This is a genomic window from Lacicoccus kunmingensis DSM 17847, assembly GCF_059568765.1.
This window is the reverse complement of record NZ_JCANUC010000033.1, coordinates 1-17,519: the sequence shown is the minus strand read 5'-3', so window position 1 is coordinate 17,519 and position 17,519 is coordinate 1. Positions and strand designations below refer to the sequence as shown.

The 17,519-nt window shown below is 33.8% G+C and carries 15 protein-coding genes; 3 read left to right on the top strand and 12 right to left on the bottom strand.

Going from position 1 to position 17,519, the window contains the following annotated elements; genetic code table 11:
• The first annotated feature begins 42 nt into the window (after positions 1 to 42).
• Positions 43 to 474, top strand: a complete 432-nt coding sequence (locus tag BO48_RS16095) for a VOC family protein (protein ID WP_496369055.1) — start codon at positions 43 to 45, stop codon at positions 472 to 474.
• Between the two features lie 268 nt (positions 475 to 742).
• Here BO48_RS16095 and BO48_RS16090 read toward each other — a convergent pair whose 3' ends face one another.
• From BO48_RS16090 to BO48_RS16035, 12 genes are all read right to left on the bottom strand, one after another.
• Positions 743 to 1,453 carry an ATP-binding protein gene (locus BO48_RS16090; RefSeq protein WP_496369053.1) on the bottom strand — a complete coding sequence of 237 codons (711 nt, stop codon included), beginning with the start codon at positions 1,451 to 1,453 and terminating at the stop codon, positions 743 to 745.
• Positions 1,454 to 1,493: 40 nt separating this feature from the next.
• Entirely contained in the window at positions 1,494 to 3,023 is a 1,530-nt protein-coding gene (istA, locus tag BO48_RS16085; RefSeq protein ID WP_496369051.1) for an IS21 family transposase, read from the bottom strand.
• Between the two features lie 491 nt (positions 3,024 to 3,514).
• Entirely contained in the window at positions 3,515 to 4,675 is a 1,161-nt protein-coding gene (locus tag BO48_RS16080; protein ID WP_496369049.1) for a mandelate racemase/muconate lactonizing enzyme family protein, read from the bottom strand.
• Positions 4,676 to 5,200: 525 nt separating this feature from the next.
• Positions 5,201 to 6,502 (bottom strand): TRAP transporter large permease, encoded by a 1,302-nt coding sequence (locus BO48_RS16075; RefSeq protein WP_496369047.1) that lies wholly within the window; start codon positions 6,500 to 6,502, stop codon positions 5,201 to 5,203.
• Positions 6,502 to 6,996 carry a TRAP transporter small permease gene (locus tag BO48_RS16070; protein ID WP_496369045.1) on the bottom strand — a complete coding sequence of 165 codons (495 nt, stop codon included), beginning with the start codon at positions 6,994 to 6,996 and terminating at the stop codon, positions 6,502 to 6,504. The genes BO48_RS16075 and BO48_RS16070 overlap by 1 nt, the downstream gene beginning before the upstream one ends.
• A 37-nt stretch (positions 6,997 to 7,033) precedes the next feature.
• Positions 7,034 to 8,071, bottom strand: a complete 1,038-nt coding sequence (locus BO48_RS16065; RefSeq protein ID WP_496369043.1) for a TRAP transporter substrate-binding protein — start codon at positions 8,069 to 8,071, stop codon at positions 7,034 to 7,036.
• A complete protein-coding gene (locus BO48_RS16060; RefSeq protein WP_496369041.1) occupies positions 8,068 to 9,153 on the bottom strand; it encodes a sialidase family protein in 1,086 nt (361 codons plus the stop codon). Before BO48_RS16060 ends, BO48_RS16065 begins: the two co-directional genes overlap by 4 nt.
• Positions 9,154 to 9,169: 16 nt before the next feature.
• Entirely contained in the window at positions 9,170 to 10,162 is a 993-nt protein-coding gene (gene pdxA / locus BO48_RS16055; RefSeq protein WP_496369039.1) for a 4-hydroxythreonine-4-phosphate dehydrogenase PdxA, read from the bottom strand.
• 12 nt (positions 10,163 to 10,174) lie between these two features.
• A complete protein-coding gene (locus BO48_RS16050) occupies positions 10,175 to 11,317 on the bottom strand; it encodes an iron-containing alcohol dehydrogenase (protein ID WP_496369037.1) in 1,143 nt (380 codons plus the stop codon).
• Positions 11,314 to 12,210, bottom strand: coding sequence for a 4-hydroxy-tetrahydrodipicolinate synthase (gene dapA / locus BO48_RS16045; protein WP_496369035.1), 897 nt, complete (start codon positions 12,208 to 12,210; stop codon positions 11,314 to 11,316). Before dapA ends, BO48_RS16050 begins: the two co-directional genes overlap by 4 nt.
• A complete protein-coding gene (locus BO48_RS16040) occupies positions 12,149 to 13,492 on the bottom strand; it encodes a four-carbon acid sugar kinase family protein (RefSeq protein WP_496369033.1) in 1,344 nt (447 codons plus the stop codon). Before BO48_RS16040 ends, dapA begins: the two co-directional genes overlap by 62 nt.
• A gap of 140 nt (positions 13,493 to 13,632) precedes the next feature.
• Positions 13,633 to 15,393: a PrpR N-terminal domain-containing protein gene (locus BO48_RS16035; protein WP_496369031.1), complete on the bottom strand. Its 1,761-nt coding sequence runs from the start codon at positions 15,391 to 15,393 to the stop codon at positions 13,633 to 13,635.
• Positions 15,394 to 15,788: 395 nt separating this feature from the next.
• Here BO48_RS16035 and BO48_RS16030 point away from each other — a divergent pair, with 395 nt between their 5' ends.
• Both BO48_RS16030 and BO48_RS16025 read left to right on the top strand, forming a co-directional pair.
• Positions 15,789 to 16,364 (top strand): recombinase family protein, encoded by a 576-nt coding sequence (locus BO48_RS16030; protein ID WP_496369029.1) that lies wholly within the window; start codon positions 15,789 to 15,791, stop codon positions 16,362 to 16,364.
• 4 nt (positions 16,365 to 16,368) lie between these two features.
• Positions 16,369 to 17,274: a DNA methyltransferase gene (locus BO48_RS16025; RefSeq protein ID WP_496369027.1), complete on the top strand. Its 906-nt coding sequence runs from the start codon at positions 16,369 to 16,371 to the stop codon at positions 17,272 to 17,274.
• Positions 17,275 to 17,519: the final 245 nt, after the last annotated feature.

Below are 17,519 nucleotides of genomic sequence, written 5' to 3'. Positions count from 1 at the left end.
GAAAGCTATCGACTCAGTCATGCATTATCGAAATCACGTTAAATGGACAATACAGATACAGGGTGGCAACCCTCTGCATTTTTCATTGCATTTCTATGTACTTTCTACTTGCGAAACACAGCAAAATTTTGGGGTTGGTTTCTTGAAGAATTGGGATATACTTTTTTTCAAAAATGGGAAAGTGGGCAAAGTTGGAAAATAGATGATACATACATTGTTTTTGTCCAAGTAGAGGAAAGATTTTCAGATATACCGTACCATAGACGCCAAGTAGGTCTTAATCATCTGGCGTTTCACGCAAGTTCACGTCAGCACGTAGATGAAATGACAGACCAATTAAAAGAAAAAGGAATAAACATTCTCTATCAAAAAAATCATCCTTTTGCTGGTGGAGATAATCACTATGCCGTCTATTTTGAAGACCCAGATAGAATAAAAGTAGAACTGGTCGCTCCTGAACAGTTATTGAAGTAATGAGTGCTTAAGTGGAATACAACAATCTAAAAAAGCGACTTCTCATATCGTATGGAAATTCGATTTTTTAGATTGAAATTCACTTAGTGTACAGAACTCCCAAAATGATAGCTATATTCCTACATGCAAAATAACACTTAAAACAGGTGAAAAATATCTCCTAAAGTCACAATTAAACTTTAAAACCTACTATTTTGCTTACGGCGCTGCCAAAGTACCATAAAAACGCGATTTACGATACCACGTAAATCGCGTTTGCCGTTACCACTTAAATCGGTGTATCGATACCATCATTTTTACGTAAGGACTCACCACTTAACATGAGGTTATATGATTTTGAAAACGCCCGATCGAGGATGGCGTCCGCAATCGCACCACCACCCAGCTTCTTATGCCATTCCGCAGAAGCCATCTGCGAACACAGAACCAAAGATTTTTCACGACTGCGTAACTCAAAGATTTCCATCAGGTGTTTCTGTTCTTGTTCCTTAGTGGATGTTAGAAGAAAATCATCGATTACGAGAACGTCCACTTTCATTAGTTTCTTTAACAGTTTATCCAAAGTCCCCTGAAATTCAGCCAGATCGATATCATTCAGAAGTTCAGTCATGCGATAATATTTACCTGTAAATCCAGATTCAATCGCATGGTTGATTAACGCATTTGCCAGGTAACTTTTACCGGTGCCTGTGGCACCCTGCACAATGACGTTGCGGTGATGTTGAATATAATTGTTGGTCGACAGCTGTTCTATACTTTCTTTTTTCAATCCTCTGCCAGCTTCGTATCGGATTTCTGAAATCTGCGCCGTTTTATGCGACAGATTGGCTTGTTTCTTATAGCGTTCAATGCGATTGGCCTGGCGCACCTGATACTCTTCATTGACGATGACTTCCAGATAATCCAGTGGGGTCATGTCTTGACTCTGCTCTGAAAGATAGAGATTGTGGAGTTGATCTGCCATCGTTGACAGACGCATCTCCCGCAACTGGCCGACAATTATTTGTAAGCGAGATTGATTATTGTTCATAATAGCCGGCCCCTCTCAAAAATGATTGTTCCGGACTGTCCGGGGTGCTAGACTTTAAGTGGAATGTACCGGTTTCCAGTAATTGTTTGATTACTCGATATCCTGGACTGGCCGTGCGTTCCAATGCATGTTGGCAGGCCGCATTCAGGGCGGAATCTGAATGGGTGTCTGCCAATTTCAGTAATGCATGGACCCGTTTATAATGTCTTTGTTCGGGGCCTTCCGTAAACATACTCTCGACAACCACATGCACGTTCGGACCGATGTGACGCGCCCACTTCAAATAGCGTTGACTGTTCCATTGACCGTGTGTGGCGCTATTTTCTGGCAAGTGCTCAGCCACCGTGGTGTAGCTGCCCGGCATTTTACTCAAAGTGCCATGCTCACACAACATCCGGTCTTGATGCCACACCTGAATCTTTCTCGCATAAATTTTAAGTTTCAGACTCTGGCCGATATATTGATATGGCACTGAATAATGATGTTTCTGATAGCTGATATGCGCATTGTTGTAAACCTTGACCGTTTTATACTCACAGTACTCAAACGGTATCGTCGGCAAAGATTGAAGTGCTGCATGTTCCATATCGTTAAACATGGAGAATCGGGACCCCGGCTTCTTTTGAAACGGTTTCTGATTAAAGCGGTCCAATTCTTTCCTCAAATGATCATTATAGTCATCCAGGCCAAAGCATTGATAATTGCGCATGCGTGCAATGATATGCGTCGTCAATGACTTCACTGTATTTTCAACAGAGGGCTTATCCTTCGGCTTACGGACGCGGGTCGGTAAAATGATGGTGTGATAATGATTCGCCATCGATTCGTATGTTTCATTGATTTTAAGTGTCGTCCGAGTGTGTTTCGTAATCCCGGTCTTCAAATTGTCTGGCGTGATGACCGTCGGGACACCTTGGAAGTATTCAAACATTTGAAGGTGCGCATGAATCCAGCTCGGCTGTTTCATGTCGTAACATCCCAGGGCGAACCCGTATCCGCTGAATGGGAGGACAGCGACAAACAGATACCCATGAATGATTTCACCCGTATCCGGATCAATCCAGCGAATTTTTGTGCCGGCCCAGTCCACTTCCACCCGTTCACCCGCTTTGTGTTTCATGACATGGGTAAATGATTTCTGGTCCAGATAATCATTAAAATACTTTTTAAATTGTGTCAGACGATAGTACGGTTGATTATTATGCCGACAGGCGTCGACATATTCTTCCCATAATAACTGCATCGTCACACCGGGCTGTGCGAGCGACTTCGACAAAGCCGCATAATCCGGCAATGTATAATGCATCTCCCGCTGACTGGGTTTTGACGGTTTGGGGCCAAAGAATGTGTCGATCCGGTCGGCTTCCCAGCCACTCAATTCTTTGTAGGTGAGTTTGTGCTGCTTTGCGGTCTCGATGGTGCGTTTAATGACGGGCCGACCGGATCCGACCATGTCACTGATTTTTCTTTGGCTGAATGATAATTCATTCAACCGGACAATCTCTAAATAATTGGGCATTGACTGCCACCTCCATAAATGTGTTATGCCGCATGTATGCGACATAACACATTTATAGCACGGTTTAGATTGAAAAAGATGAAAGCATAAAAAAATCCTCGATTAGATGAGGATTGATTGGGTACGTATGGTCCGATTTTCGTGGTAACACAAGGTGCGATTTGGGTGGTATCAAACGCAGCGACGCAGTGGTAACATCAGAGCGCCGTAAGCACTATTTTCGTAAGAAGATAGTTGGGTTTCTTAACAGTATTGCAAGTCTTCATGTAAATCAGTGTGAAATAAAGCCTAAAACAGGTGCAATATAGTGTCTAGAATGACAACCATCCTTTGTTATTAACAAAAAATTTTCAAATACTTTTTTAATTCACATGGTTAGTGACATATTGCATATTAAAACTCCTGAGAATTAAATTCCCAGGAGCATAAATTTGAAATTGATTTTAAAAATATTATTTGCAACAATCAATACTTACGTGTAACTTTTAACATTACATCGTTTTCATCACTTTATAAAGATTCTCTTTTGCTTCAAATCCTACACCAGGAACCTGGGGAAGACCGACATACCCATCTTCGACTGCATGACCATCTGCAAATCCACCAAAAGGCTGAAAAACATCAGGATAAGATTCGTTTCCGTACAATTTTAAGCCTGCAGCGATATTCAAAGACATTTGATGGCCTCCATGAGGAATACAATTCCGTGAAGACCATCCATGCTCATTGAGCATATCGAGAATTTTCATATATTCCACGAGTCCATAGCTGAGTGCACAATCAAATTGTAAGAAATCAGTGTTAGGGTTCATCCCTGCATATCTAATCAAGTTTGTTGCGTCTTGTACAGAAAATAAATTTTCACCTGTTGCAATAGCATTCGGATATACTTTCGACAGTTCAGACTGAAGATAATAATCAAGTGGATCTCCTACCTCCTCATACCAGAATAGATTATAGTCTTTGATTGCATTTCCAAATTCTATTGCCTGCTCGAGATTGAATTTGCCATTTACATCCACCATAAGGTTCTTTCCTGAGCCTACCACATCAATGACAGCTTCAATACGTTTTAAGTCTTCTTCTAAAGATGCACCGCCAACTTTCATTTTCACTTTAGAGTACCCCATATCGAGATAAGACTTCATTTCATCCTGAAGCTCTTTCAATCCCTTCTCTGGATGATAATAACCGCCTGCGGCATACACAAAGATTTTCTCATCAATTATGCCATCTCCATATTTATCTGCCAAATGTCTGTAGAGTGGCACTTCTTCTATCTTCGATACTGCATCCCAAATTGCCATATCTAATATACCAACTGCCACCGTTCTTTCACCATGTCCGCCTGGCTTTTCATTTTGCATTAATATGTCGTTAATTTTTTCAGGCGAAAAATTATTTCTTTCGTCATTCAAAATTTCGTCACTATCTGCATTCAACAATCTTGGTATAAAGCGTTCTTTCAATAATCCACTAGGGGCATATCTGCCATTTGAGTTGAAACCATAACCAACTACTGGTTTACCATTTCTTATAACATCTGTTTTAATGGCTACAATAGATGCCGTCATCTTACTGAAATCAATAAATGCATTACTGATATTACTGCTGATAGGTACTGGTTTTTCTTCAATACTTATGATTTTCATATTCTCCCCCATATATAAATTATTTTCATTTAAATTTCATGACGATGGCAATTCTTGTTTTGTAAACCCCGTTTCATCATTGTCTTAGCAATGATGAAGCCAGACAAGATTAGAGAAATGTAGATTTCATGTAAATCAACTCTAAATTCTCAAATAAAGTGCCACACAGTTATATCATATGAGATAGAGTAAAAAGTCTATTAAAAATTTAAATCAAAAACGAGATGGCAATTTATTAATGCTACCGGTATTCGATTGTCCGGTCTTGACGGCCTCAGCTACTCCGATGAAGTGGTATGACGCTCCAGACGCATCCCCATTAGGGCTGGCTTTATATCACTAAATCCCAAGAGATAGACAAGAAGTACAGTATAGATCTGTCCTTGTCTTATGAATATGAAAAGGAGTGATAATCCGTAGAATTGAACTATCTTTCCTTATTTTTCTTTTTACTCAAGGCCTACATCAATCTTCCAGCCTTTTATTAACATTTAAAAATATGATTTTTATCATTTTATTTTTAAATTACTCCATAAAGGTATATGGAAGAAACGTTGCTATAGCTGGGAAGAATATGATTAATAAAATTGTTATAAAATATAATAAACAAAAAATCAGTATATGTTTCATCATTTTTATAACGTTAGTCCCAGCTATTTGTGACGCCAATAGACTAGATAGTCCGTATGGGGGGGTTACAGTGCCAAGTCTTATTGCCATAACTGTTACGATACCAGCTACAAGCGGATCAATTCCCAACCCTATTTTAACTGGAAGTAATAAAGGTACAAAAATTAACATTGCTGAATTCGGTTCCATAAAAGTACCTAATAAAAAGTACAATAAAGTAAGTATTATAAGGAACATCGCTGGGCTAAATTCATTCTCTAGTAAATAATTCACCAATGGATCTAACGTCTGATAGTATGTTAATACCCATGATAATATTGCTGCTGCAGCTATTAAAATATAAATTGAAGCAGAATCAACTACTGATTTTCTAATTGCTTCTATATATTCTTTAAAATTTCTTTGTTTTTTAATTATAAAAGCAACTAGGAAAACATACATTACAGCGATCGCCGCTGCTTCAGTTGCGGTGAAAAGTCCCGCCATGATACCTACAATTATAACGAGAAATAAGCTTAAAGGAAAAATACTTTTTTTCAGTGCTGTCTTTTTGGACAGACGATACTCCCTCTTTAACCCTAATTCTTCATTACTTATAGTTCCAACATTATTTTTAGAAGCATATATAAAAGCGTAAGTCATTTGGACCACACCAACTATGATGCCTGGGACAATGCCTGCAATAAACAAGCCAGCAACTGAAGTTTGTGCTAACGCACCATATACAATCAAAAGAATACTAGGGGGGACAATCGATCCAATTGTTGATGCAGATGCTGTGATTGTTGCTGAAAATTCTCTACTGTAACCAGCCCGAATCATTGCAGGTATCATTATTCTTCCTAAGGATGCTACATCTGCGATTGATGATCCAGATATTGCTCCGAAAAATATGCTGGTAATAATATTCATATGTGCAAGGCTGCCTTTAATATTACCTACTAAAGATTTTGATATATATATTAAATCATCAGTTACCTTTGTTAAATTAATAAGCGTACCTGCCAAAATAAATAGTGGAATAGCAAGTAGGGTGAAACTATTCAAGGATTCCGCTAGAATCGAACTTACTTGTGTAAGACTAACCATAGGTTCAAGTATAATTGGGAAAACCGATGCAATTATAATACTGAACGCAACTGGTACACCTATCAATAAACAAATAAGAAAAGTTAGTAATACTAATAATAGTATCATTAATTTTCACCTCTACTTTTCAAAAAAGTCTCTTTAAAATGTGTTAGATGAAAAAACAACATGAAAAGAGAACCAATAAGTATCGATGAATAATAATATATAAGATTTGGCTGTGAATCTAAAAATCTAATAGAGACCAGCTCTCTTCTATCCAATCCAACTCTCCATGCCTCTATACCTATAACTATTAATATAATAATAGCTATTAAGACTATTATATATACTATTCGGTTTTTTATGCTAACTCCTTTTTTTCCTAAATAATCATCAAAAATATCAATTTTCAAATGTGCTTTCTCTTTAATAGCAAGTGCTGACCCCATAAACACTAACCAAAATATTGATAAATTTCTCAAAGCTTCTAATTCAGGTATAGAGATGTTAAAAATGTATCTAGATAGAACCCCTACAAATAATGATAGTGCCAAAAGTATCATCATTGTTATAGCAATGACTTCTGCAGTTCTCATTACTATATCTGAAAATCTATTCATCAAAGCCCCCCCCTCCAATAATTTTGACAATACTTTATTACTCAAATTGCTCTAAAACCTCTTCGTCTATATCATTATCTTCAATAATTTCTTCTCTATGCTCTTCACCAATTTGTATGAATTCATCTAACTCTGGTTCTATAACTGTTACATCGAATTCTTCAACTAGTTCATCCACTAAATCTTCAGTTTCATCGAATGCTCGAGTGATATACTCTTTTTGAACAATTTTTGATGCATCTTCTATAGCTTCTTGATGTTCTTCGTCTAAATCTTCATACCTTTCATTATTCATTACAACAAAACCCAAATCAAATATGTGAGCAGTTCTGTTTAAATGACTTCCTACTTCACCAAAACGTTCCGCTAACATGGCACTTACGCTATTTTGTGACCCTTCAACAACCCCGGTTTGCATAGCAGAGTATACTTCGCTAAAATCAATGTTTTGAGGACTAGCGCCTAACTTACTCCACCAATCCATTTCAGTGCTACTGCCCCCACTTCTCATCTGTCTGCCTTCTAAATCAGAAACTGATTCAATTGGAAAGGTACTAATAATACTTCTTTCATTACCTCCCGCATACATTACAGTCTTTAAACCAGGATTTTCTAATAACAAATCTTCAAAATAGTCCAAGCCATCTTCACTGTTTACAATTGATTCGAACTCTTCCCGATCATCATAAAGATAGGTTGTTCCTAACAATTCAAACTCTGGATTATGTTCAACAAACCACCCTGTGTCTGAGTAAATCATATCTATATCTCCTGATATTACAGATTGATATAAACTAGAAGCGTTTCCTACAGTTCCCCCACTGTGCACTGTGAATGATATTTCACCATCTGATTGATTTTCAATTTCTTCAGTAAAAGCTGTTAAAGTTTCTGTCAAATTGTGGTCAGATGGATTGATAGTCGCAGCCACTAAGTTTACTTCAGTTTCTCCCGATACTTCTTGTTCTCCTCCCTCTTCGCCATCATCCCCTTCTGAATTATTACATGCACCCAAAAATAAAAGTACGACTGTTAAAAAACCTAAAATAAGATAATTTTGTGTTAAAAACTTCATATTTCTTCATCTCCTTTTTTAATAATTTTATGTTTTATAAATTTCCTTTGAAAAGTATAAGTGATATGAATATCTCCATTTTCAGTTTCAATAATGGATGGATATGAATATTCATCCTTTCCATCTTCTTCAATACTTTCTTGAACTTTTAAAAGATGTTTCCAATTTTCTCCTCCATCGTGTGAAATAGATAGTGATAGTGGATTTCTTATAGTTCCCCATATAATATCTGTTTGTCGATGTATATCCACACCTGCTTTTTTAAGGTCTTTTTCATCGAACCATGGCGGCATATTTTTATCAGGGGGATTGGTTAGTGCGTTTACATCGTTATATGCTATTAATATACTTTTTTGACCGATTTTCTTACTCTGAATTGACGAATTATTATTGGGTAAATCTATTGGTTTTGGGGAGGTCCAACTTTCTCCAAGATTATATGAAATCGACGTATAAATATAATCTGCTTTCCTACTTCTGAATAAAACTACTAAATTACCTCCTAGGTTTACAAGTGAAGGATGAACTAGACCTTCACTATTTTCTATTTTATGTTCAATCCATGATTGACCATGATCATTTGAAATCTTTACTACACTATAATCATCACCAAACAACCCATTTTCTGACTTTATACTATAATAAGCAGGTAATATAATTGTTTTATCTCCCAATATTACAGGAGGATTTCTTATAAAAGATCCTGGTGTGTTGAACAATATTTCACTATCACTCCAAGTTTGACCTTCATCTCTACTAACTGCATATTTTACTATTGAAGAATTTTGATGTATGCCATCTTGTGAAGTATATAATAACCAAATGTTCCCATCAGTATTCCGATATAAAATCGGATTTTGTTCAGATCGTGTATTATCACTTGTGATGTATTTGGGTTTTCCCCAAATTCCATCCGTTATTGAATATTGGCTGATAACTATTTTGATATCGCTTCTGCCTTCGTTACTGCCACTAAACCATGTACATAATAAATCTCCATCTTTTAAAATAAAAAGATTTGATGCATGATTATGTTTATCTAAAGTAGGTATATCATTTTCAATTATATTTACGTTATTCACTAAAACACCTCATTTTTCATTTTGGTATGAGATCTATTGCTACTTTAATTGCTTCTTCCATACTTTTATGACTTGACATATTTTTACCTGCTATATCAAAAGCAGTACCATGATCAACCGAAGTTCTAATAATATTATAGTTCAGTCCTACAGTAATATTTACACCTTCATCTAAACCTAAAACTTTCACTGGTATATGACCTTGATCATGATAACAAGCTACAACTACATCAAAGTCTTTTCTTTTCGCTCTATAAAATAGTGTATCCGCTGCTAAAGGTCCTTCGACGTCCAGCCCCTCTTCTTTAGCTTTCATAATACCTGGGGTTAATTTATTTTCTTCTTCTTTGTTACCGAAGATCCCTCCTTCTCCTGCATGTGGATTTATACCACAAACAGCTATTTTTGGTGATTTATCTAATCCTTCATTTAAAGTATCATGAGCTAGTTTTATTACTTCATATGTTCTTTCTGGATTTATCTTTTCAATAGCTTCAATTAACCCCAGATGTGTTGTTAGGTGAATTACTTTAAAGTCAGGGCAACTCAACATCATTGAATAATTCTTGGTATTAGTAAGTTCAGCAAGTATTTCAGTATGTCCTGGATAATTAAAACCAGCCAAGTGCAATGCTTCTTTATTCAAGGGAGCTGTGCAAATTGCGGAAATTTCTTTTGAAATGGCAAGCTCAACTGCTTTTTCTACATATTTATATGCAGCATTCCCGGATTTAGCATTAATGAGACCATACTCAAATTCATATGATAATAAATCTAAATCTATAATATTAACTGTTTTTTTATCTGTTATTGCATCTGATGGCTTTTTTATTATATTTACTTTAATATCTAATTCCGTCCGATCAATATCCCTTTGTATTATATTTTTATCACCGATAACAATTGGTGTGCAGTAGTCATTAACTGTACCATCATTAATAGTTTTAATTATAATCTCAGGGCCAATACCTGAGGGATCACCCATTGTTATTCCTACAGTAGGCTTCATATTTGTCCCCCCTTAAAGTAATTTTCTATAAATACTTTTAATATCTTCTAAAGAAAGACTTTTTGGATTGTTATCTAACAGCCTTGTAATTTGAGAAGCTGAATAAGATAACTCTTCAATATCACTTTCTGTAATACCAAATTCTTTCAAATCTTGAGGTATTTTAAATTTATTTGTCCAATTTTGAATTTGCTCGATGACTGAATTAGCTACTTTTGTATCATCATCTTCGCTTATCCCCATTATTCTACCTACTTCAGATAATTCATCCTTGATAACATCAAAGTTAAATCTCATAACATGTGGTAATAACATAGAATTAGCTACTCCATGAGCAATTCCATATGTGCCTCCTAAAGGATAAGCTAATGCATGAACTGCCGCGGTGCCAGCACTTGATAATGCCATTCCACCGTACATAGACGCTACAAGCATCTTTTCACCATTTTCGTGTTCATCTGGGTTATCATAAAAATCATCAAGGCTTTGTGAAATTAGTTTCATTGATTCAGAAGAAAATATCCTACTTAACTTATTTGATTTATTTGATATATATGATTCAATGGCATGAGTAAAGGCATCAATCCCAGTTGCAGCGATGACGGTTTGGGGTAGTTTTGATAAAATCTCAGAATCTAAAATTACTATGTCGGGATAAAGATATGAACTTATTACACTTTCTTTCAGTTGCTTATCCGGTAAAGTAACAATTGCATTAGGTGTAACTTCAGCCCCAGTACCAGCAGTTGAGGGGATCAATATCATCTTTATACCTTCGTTAGGTATTAAATCTTTACCAATTATTTGTTCAACGTTCACATTATTAGTTAATAAAACTGAAAGAATCTTTGCTGTATCTAATACGCTCCCCCCTCCTATTCCTATGATAAGGTCATAATCATTATCCAAATTATTTCTGATATCTTGAATATGTTCTGCTGTTGGTTCAGGCATTACATTATCGATAAGATTGAAGTTTATTTCTCTCTCTTTAAAATAATCTAATACTTCGGTGATTTTCCCATACTCTACTAAAGAATTCGACGAAATAATCAATACTTTATTACACTCTAATTTTTCTAAATCTTTACCTAGACGTTTTAGGGCACCTTTCTCCAAAATTATCTTCCCAGAAGTCATAAATTCATGTCTCATCTTGAATCCTCCCTCAAATTTTGAAAATATTCTAATGCCTCGATCACTTTCTCTTCAACTTCACTATCAGCAGGTAGTACTGGAGCTATTGGATCTCCTGCTGCAATACCTGTATGTTTTACAAAGCATTTTAAAACAGACGGCAAAGTACCGTTAGAGAATAAGTCTCTGACTCTACTAAGACTATTTTGGTTTAACTCTGCATTTTCTAGATCACCTTTTGTCCAGTAATCATAAATATTATAAACAATGTCTGGTACAACATTTGCTGTAGAAGCTATTGCTCCAGCTCCTCCATTTTTTAAACTTTCAAGTATTAAAGAATCCGTCCCACATAGAATATTAAAATTTCTGTTTGTACTAATATCAATATAACTTCTTATATTACCTATATCCCCACTACTATCTTTAAGTCCAACAATGTATTTATTCTCGGAAAGCACTTTCACAGTATTGACTCCAATATTTATACCAGTAAGCTTTGGAATATTATAAATCATTAATGGAAACCTTAAGGTTGAAGCGATTTCTTCATAATGCTTTATTAACTCTTCAGAATTAGGACGTATGAAATAAGGTGTAATTATTGATAATAAATCTGCTCCGGATTCTATAACCTTTTCACTTAAATCTATAACTTCCAATGTGCTATTTCCACCGGTTCCAACAATAAGCGGAACTCTTTTATTAATTATTTTAGCAACGAGTTTTGTAAATTCAATTTTCTTTTCATTACTTAACATATGAAATTCACCGTTTGTGCCAAGTATAAATATCGCTGAACAGTTATTTTCTATTAATTTTTCTACTAATTTTTCCGTGGCTTCATAGTTAATTTCCTGGTTCTTTTTCAAGGGTGTAATCATTGCTGGAACTATTCCTGTTATATTCATTTTTTAAATGCCCTCCTAGTTTTAAATAAGCATTGATTAAAGAAATTTCTGTACCAAAACCCCCAGCTTTAGTTACAGATAATATTTTATGATTTTCAGACTTCAAAAAACCCATTGGCATCCCCTCTTCAATACTCTCTATAAGATGATATTCTTTATAACCTAAGTTCTGAGCAATACTCTTGGCTGTATCTCCCCCTGACATAATTAAAGTTTTAACTTTATAGGACTTATCTACTTCTTCGAGTATGAGACCTAGTCCATTAGATATTTTTTCACCTAATTCTCTGCTATTAAGTTTATGTAAAGTCCTATATTTAATTAGTTTTTCATTTTCCTCTTCTGATAAATTTGTAAATAATGCAATATCTTTCTTATCTTTTAAGTATTTTATTATTATATTTTTTATTTTCTTAATTTCTTTAGAAGCGTTCGACGTATGAAGTAATTTGTAAGGTTTAACTTCAATTCCAATGATCTCAGTTTTTTTTAATAACATATTCAATTGTTTTCTAGTTATATTATTTGTAGTACCTATGGAGACAATTACACTTTCATTATAGGAATGAATCTGGTCTTTATACTGACTTTTAACTGTTTTTAAAGATTTTGCAATACAACTCGCAAGGCCAGCAGAACCACACCATATGAAATCCTCGTTTAAATCATTGAATTTTTTATAGATTTGACTTATATCATTGTTTGTTTCAGCATCACATATAAAAATCTTTATATCATTATTTAGTTCATTCGAGATTTTTTCTTTCAATCCTTTTTGAATTTCTTCTTTATTTATGTAACCTACTTTATACTTTGAAGTACTTGAAATAATATCTTTTACAGATGACGACACACCTTTATATTCAACATCTTTAAAAAAATAACTGCTTTCTAAAAGCATGCTCCCTATATACAAATTCCCATTCTTAACTAGCCGTTGATTATCTGGATAACTAGGAACAACCACTATGAATTTAGTTATTCCACTATCTAATATTGCATCAATTTCAACCCCAATATTTCCTCTTAATGTAGAATCTATCTTTTTGAATATTTTATTATTATCTACCTCCTTTAGTTGCTCCAATATGATCTTTACTTTGTTATAAGCATCTTTCCCAGAAAGATTTCTACTGTCTAAATCTAAAGCAACCAATGATTCTCCCATGAAATAGGGTTTTATATCCGTATCCCAGATGACTTTACTATCTATGTTACTTTCTTTGAATTTTATTGCAGAATCACTCGCTCCCGTAAAATCATCCGCTAGTATAATTTTCATGCAGCACCTCTTTAAAGCGTTTTCATAAATGATTAAGCTTAATTTTAAGAGTAAATATTGAAATATTCAATATTAAATTAATATTTTTAAAGTTTAAATAAAAAAGGGCGTATAACGTTGCGTTATGCAACGTTATACGCCTAATTATCTAGTTTACGCCATAGAGTAGATCTGTTAATAGATAATCTTTTTGCAGTTTTAGTTTTGTTGTACTCTTCTTGCTTATAAATTTTTTTTATAATATCTTTCTCAATCTCAAATAAACTATTATTTAAGTTAACTAATACGTAATTTGAGTTATTCTTAATTAAATTATCTTGTTCAACATATGGAAATTCTGATATATCTAACAAGAACTCATCTTTCGATTCTTCATATAATTTGTCTATAGTATTTTTAAGTTCTATGAAATTACCTGGCCATGAATAGCTTTTATATTTACTAAAATCATTATTTTTAACACCAACGATTTGCTTCCCATGTTTCTCGTTTAAATACTTTAGGTAATTTATTATAAAAGAGATAATCAGTTCATCATTTTGACTTAGATTAGGAAAATAAAATTTTTCTTTACTTAGTAATTTACGAAGATTTTTTTCGATTTTTAAATCTTCAATTACCATATCATTTTCAAATATGAATATTATATAAATTTCATTTTTTATAAAAAAATTAGTGAATTTTTTTTGTTGAGAACTACTTAAATTTTTAATATTGTTAATTATAATAAGTGAGTCTGAAGAAATTTCTTTTATATAATTTAGAGTATCATTAAATAATTTTGTATTGACGTTATAGAAATCGATTTCTACTGCATAATCTAATCCATTTATACTATTTAATATATTATCAACCACGACCTCTTTTCCAGTCCCATACTCTCCTATTAATGACAAACATTTACCTTTTAAAAGTTGGGAAGAATAATTATTATTAACCAATAAATTATTACCGAACCTAAATTTTTTGACTTCTTCTTTTTTTATATCCCAAACTTTTATTTGTGATTTAGAAGGACCCGTATCATTTTTATTATATTCTAAAAATGTCATAACTTGCATATATTTATCACTAAATCTGTTCACCTTCAACTTATAATCCTCTTGAAAAATGCTATCTTTTAAATGAAGTGAAATATTATTATCAAATAACAAATCCTCATTTATACTATTAAGAATTTTATATTGAACCATTACTTTTCTATTTGATTCTTTATCAATGCTACGTTGATAGGAACTGTTTTCATACTTGGTTATATGATTACTATCAAAGAGTACTATTGGAGATTCGATATAATCAAAAACACCTCTAAATATATCAATTTCATTTTTTAATTTTTGTGTTTCTGAAAATAACACCTCAGCTCTTCTAAAAGCGTCATATATTGATTCTTTACCAGAAGTAAGAAGAATGCCTTCCATTCCAATTTCCGTAGCTTTATCAATTGTAACAGTATCACCTACAACAGCACTTATTCCTGTTTTTTTTAAATTCTTTATTACAGAAGTAACCTCTTTCTCATGTGTTATACTTTTAAAGTGCAAATCTATGTCAATAAGAGAAGAGACAGATTTGAAATTTGAGATAATGTTATTAAATCCTACAACGCCCACTTTAGAGTTAAAATTTTTTAAATATGTAGTTAAACGTAAAATATCATAGCCAGATACTTCAACTTCAACAACTTGTAATGATGTATTTTCCCTCAATTTACTTGCTGTCCCACCTCTACTTATTATAATGTCAAAATCATTATCGCTATATTTATTTGACGTTATAAAATTCTTACTTTCTTCAAGGTTCGCAACATATGTTGTCACTTGATAGCCTTGTAAGTTTAATTTCAATGACTCTACTAACTCTGCTAATCCTTTGTAAGGTGCAATAAATAAAACACGCATATTATCACCAGAACTTTCTAAAACTACATATTTATAAAGAAGACGGATTTTATAATGAACTTAGTTACCTTAAATGTAAAAAACGCCATGTGAATTTCATATTATATTGAAGTTACCACTAACGCTCAATAAAGTAACGAAATCAAATGATTCAACTTTATGATAACATGAAAAACATTTAGCACCAGAAGAACGCTCCCAAACCCTATTGCTCAAACAACAGAAATATCCAAAGGTTGCATTGCACTGAGTACTGAATCGACCATTTATAGGAATCTTGAGAGTAATTAATAGTTCACTGATTTCTCTATGGTTCTTGAGTATAAAAACACATATAATTATCTATGTATAATACATATAGCTTTCTGACAGGTGGTAAATAAGGAGGAAGAATTATGAGTAAAATTGGTTATGCCAGGGTCAGTACGAAAGATCAGAATTTAAATAGCCAAATCGATGTCTTAAATAAGTATGGTTGTAATCGGGTTTTTTCCGAAAAGATAAGTGGCCGAAAATATAAAAGAACCGAACTGGATAAATGCCTCGATTATCTACGTGAAGGTGATACTCTGGTCATTACTAAACTGGATAGACTAGGACGTACAACCAAGCAATTAATAGAACTATCTCAATATCTTGATGAAAAGAATATAGACTTGGAAATAATAGATATGAATATTAATACCAAAGATGCGATGGGAAAAATGTTCTTCACCATGATGAGCGCCTTTGCAAAACTTGAAGCAAATCTATTGAGTGAAAGGACAAAAAAGGGCTTAGAATCTGCTCGATCAAGAGATAGAATGGGGGGTAGGCCTAAATACTCTAAAGATAAAAGAGAAACGGTCATTTCCCTGTATGAGAGTGGTAAATATACGATAAATGAAATAAGTAGAATGACTGGTGTATCGAGGGGTACTATCTATAATATAGTTAACAACAAATCTGAGAAAAAGATTGGAGAGAAATAATTTTATGGAAACAAAACTCCAGCAAGAAGTAAATAGAGTTCTAAAAGCATTCCCTGAGTACTGGGATGAAGGTACGTTACTGAAGAATAAACTCATTGAAGACATACGTTCTTACAATGAAAATTTAATAGGAGCTCTTCTATCGAATGAATTAATAAAAGCTACATACTCACTTCAATTCCCCTCAGGTTTAGTTTTTAAATTAGAGGATTTTGTCAGTATGTTACGTTTCCGAAACTATTGGGATAACAGCTATACAAAATATACAAATGAAGTTGGGCTAACAACTGAAGGGAAATACCTTAAATACAATACAGATGTAGTGCTTGACTTTCCACACAAAGATTCGGTTTTAGAGGGCGGTATGGCTAAAGAGGATATAAGTAAAAAGGAGATTTATTATCATAATTCACTCGCAAAAGAAGAAATAGATGTAATGAAATCTCCAAAAGTATTAACAAATATAAAGAAATATAATGAAGAAGGAAATCATGATATTACTAAATTTAAAAGTACAGATAATCTCATACTTAAAGGAAATAACTTTATAGTCTTACATACTCTAAAAGAACGTTATTCCAATAAGGTAAAGTTAATATACATAGATCCTCCATATAATACGGGAGACGATGAGTTTAAATATAATGATACTTTTAATCATTCCACATGGCTAACTTTCATGAAAAATAGATTGGAGGTTGCACGCGATCTCTTAAGATCAGACGGAGTAATTGCAATTCAAATAAGTGATAAAGAATATGGATATTTAAAAGTGATGTGTGATGAAATATTTGGAAGAAATTGTTTCCGGTCTTCTATTTGCGTTAAAATGGCACATCTGAGCGGTCCGAAAATGGCACATAAAGAGAAAAAAATACCTAAGCCTGAATTATTCATACTTCCCAGTTGAACCGTCAATTGCTTCAAAATTATATGATTCCTAATATTTTTCTATTTGCTTGGCAAAATCAAAGTGATTTTCTTGTTTTGAACAACATTTCAGAACGAATTTCTAAAACGGATCTGTTTTTGGACAGACTACACCCTTGGTCTAACATCAGTGTTTAAAAAATGGATGCCTGCCGCATTCACTCCAGTTTCAGTCTCTGAATCCGCCGGAGTACCTGGTCGAAAAAATCCTTGTATACAAAACTG